Below are 2,953 nucleotides of genomic sequence, written 5' to 3'. Positions count from 1 at the left end.
CGCGTCGATGCCGTCGAACAAGTGCCGGCGTTGCTCGCGAAGGCGCGCAGGCGCTGCGCAGGGCAGGGCGGTCGGTTCTTGCGCGGCATTCCAAAAGCGAAAGCGCGCTACGACGCCGTGTTGTTCTCACCCGGGCTGGCGCGCGCCCGCCGCCGCGCTCGCCGCCTGCGGGCTCGCCGTGCAGCTGGCGCTTTTCGTGCTGCGCTGGCGCGAGGGCGGGCACACGCCGGTGACGGGACTCTTCGAGAGCCAGCACTTCCTGGCGATCTTCGTCGTCGCGCACGCCCTCTCGCTGCTGGCGCGCCACCGCGCCTGGGGGCTGTTCGCCGCCGCCCTCGGGCTGGCGCTGGCCTCGCTGGCCGCCGCCTCCTTCGGCCCGGCCGCGATCAAGCCGCTGACGCCCGCGCTGGACACGCCCCTGTTCTTCCTGCACGTGGCGGCCTCGTTCGCCGCCTACGGGCTCTTCGGCTCCGCGGCCCTCGTCGCGCTGCTGCGGCTGGCGCCGGGCGGGGCCGTCCCGTCGGCGCGCGCGATCCTCGACGAGAGCCTCTACCTCGGCTGGATCCTCTTCACGTGGGCGATGATCGCCGGCAGCATCTGGGCCTACCTCGCCTGGGGCTCCTACTGGACGTGGAACACCAAGGGGATCTGGTCCTACCTGCTCTGGTTCTTCTACGCCGGGGTGATCCACGTGCGCACGCGGCCCGCGTGGCAGGGCCGCCGGCTCGATCTGCTGGCGCTCGCCGGCTACGCGGCCGTCCTCTTCACGTACCTCGGCCTCGGTCTGCTGCTCAAGACGAACCACCCGCTGCTGTGATGCGAGCCCTGCAGGCGCTCTGGCGTATCGCCGTCAACCCGGTGACGTTCGTCGTCCTCTGCCTGCTCTGGTGCCTCGATCTCGGCCTCGGCTCGCTGCTGGCCTACGAGCGCGCCGACATCTTCGGCACCATGGACGCCTACCCCTTCGCCCTCTGGCTGCGCGAGGTCGGCCGGCAGGCACTCCCGTGGTCGGCGTGGGTCTACCTTCTGGCCGCGCTGACCTGGGCGATGACGGCGAGCCTCCTGCTGTGCACCGTGAACTGGTTCTGGCGCCGCCGGCGCGGCCTGCGCGGGCTCGGCGAGGTGCTCGTCCACCTCGGCTTCCTGCTGGTCTTCGGCGGCTTCGTCGTGGAGGCGACCCTCGGCACGCGCGTGCACGGCGTCGTGCTCGCCGAGGGCGAGGCGCGGGAGCTGGCGCCGCTTGGCCTGTCGCTGCGGCTCGAGCGCGTCGAGCTCGTCTCCTCCCCCTCGGGCGACGTCGAGGGCGTCAGCCACCTCGCCGTCGGCCGCGGCGGGGCGTGGGCGCGGGGCACCTCGCGCCTGAACCACCCGCTCATCGACGGGGCGACGGTCGTCTACCCCCGCGGGACGCAGGAGGTGCCGACCCGCCGCGGCCCGGTGCTCATCGGGCGCTACGACGTGCACCGCGACCCCGGCGTGCGGCTCGTCCTCGGCGGCGCCGTCCTGCTCTTCGCCGGCACGCTCTGGGCGTTCGCGACCTACCTCATCGACCGGAGAGGGCGTGCGCCCGCTCCAGGTTCGCCCGCGCCTCCCGCTGATCCGGCCGCTCCCGCAGCACCTGGAGAAACTGCTCCGTCGCTCCCCTGAGATCGCCCCGCTCGGCCAGGAGGATTCCGAGGTTGTTGCGCGCCTCGGCGTTCGCGGGCTCGAGTGCGAGGGCCGCGCGGTATTCGCGCTCGGCGCCCGCGCCGTCGCCCGCCTTGCGCAGGGCGCGGGCGAGGTTGCGGCGTCCCTCGGCCCAGTCCGGTCGGAGCGCGACGGCGCGCCGGAAGAACGCCACCGCCGCCGCCAGCGGCGCGCCGCGCGCCCCGCCGTCATCGAAGAGCAGCACGCCGAGATTGTTGGCCGCCCCGTGGTGCCCGGGGTCCAGCGACAGCGCGGCGCGGTACTCCTGTTCGGCGCGCCGGGCGTCCCCGGTGCGCTGAAGGCTCAGGCCGAGGTGGTAGCGGACGTCGGCAAAGTCCGGCCTGGCGGCAGCCAGCAGCTCAAACTGCGCGAGCGCCTCGGCCTCGCGGCCCCGCGCCGCCAGCTCGTTGGCGAGACCGTACCGCGCCATCAGGTTCTCGCCCGTGACGGTCAGCGTGTGCCCGAAGAGCGCCTCGCCGTCGGCCCAGAAGGAGAGCTGCCGGGCGGCGGCGAGACCCCAGGCGAGCGCGACCGCCGCGCACCCGCCGGCGACGAGGAGCCGCCGGCGCCGGTCGCCCGCGGCCACACTCCACGCGAACCACGCCCCTGCGATGCAGAGTCCCGCGGAGGGAAGATAGGTGTAGCGGTCGGCGCGGGCCTGAAGGCCGACCTGCACCAGGCCGGACACGGGGACGAGCATCACGAGGTACCAGCAGAGCCCGACGGCGAGGGACGGGCGCCGCCGCAACGCGGTTGCCGCTGCCGCCGCCGCGAGGACCAGACCGAGGGTGGCGCCGGCGATCGCCGGTGCCACCGGGCCCCGGGGCGCCAGCGGGTAGTAGATCCCCAGGTCGGCCGGCCAGAGTGTCGCGCCGACGCCCCACACTGCCGAGACCGCTGCATTCGCGAGGCGCGCGGGAAAAGGGACGACGTCCATCGGGACGAGGGCGGCGCTCTGGGCCGCGAGCGTGACGGCCGACGAGAGGATCGCGAGGACGAAGAGCGGGACCTTCTCGGCGAGGAGCGCGGGCAGGTCCGCCGCGGCCCGCAGCCGGCCGAAGGGCCAGGCGTCCAGGAGGAGCAGCACGAGGGGGATCGTGACGAGCATCGGCTTGGCCATGAGCCCGAGCGCGAGGAGGACCGCGACGAGGGCCCGGCGGGCCGCCGTTGGGCGGCGCACGGCGCCGAGGTGGGCCGCCAGGACGAGCATCCCGAGGAACGCGGCCAGGACGTCCTTGCGCTCGGCCGCCCAGGCGACCGACTCCAC

Annotated in this window: 3 protein-coding genes; 2 read left to right on the top strand and 1 reads right to left on the bottom strand. The window is 74.5% G+C overall.

Annotated features, from left to right (window positions below):
* Positions 1 to 178 precede the first annotated feature (178 nt).
* Together ccsA and VI078_02420 are read left to right on the top strand one after the other, a co-directional pair.
* Positions 179 to 817, top strand: coding sequence for a cytochrome c biogenesis protein CcsA (gene ccsA, locus VI078_02425; protein ID HEY5998138.1), 639 nt, complete (start codon positions 179 to 181; stop codon positions 815 to 817).
* Positions 817 to 1,647, top strand: a complete 831-nt coding sequence (locus tag VI078_02420; protein HEY5998137.1) for a hypothetical protein — start codon at positions 817 to 819, stop codon at positions 1,645 to 1,647. Before ccsA ends, VI078_02420 begins: the two co-directional genes overlap by 1 nt.
* On the opposite strand, the gene VI078_02415 is transcribed toward VI078_02420, so the two are convergent.
* Positions 1,544 to 2,953, bottom strand: a 1,410-nt coding sequence (locus VI078_02415) for a tetratricopeptide repeat protein (GenBank protein ID HEY5998136.1), incomplete at its 5' end; no start/stop codon positions are given. The genes VI078_02420 and VI078_02415 overlap by 104 nt on opposite strands.

This window comes from bacterium (assembly GCA_036524115.1).
Classification (GTDB): domain Bacteria; phylum JAUVQV01; class JAUVQV01; order JAUVQV01; family DATDCY01; genus DATDCY01.
Note: the sequence above shows the minus strand (reverse complement) of the source record. Positions and strands in the feature narration are given on the sequence as shown.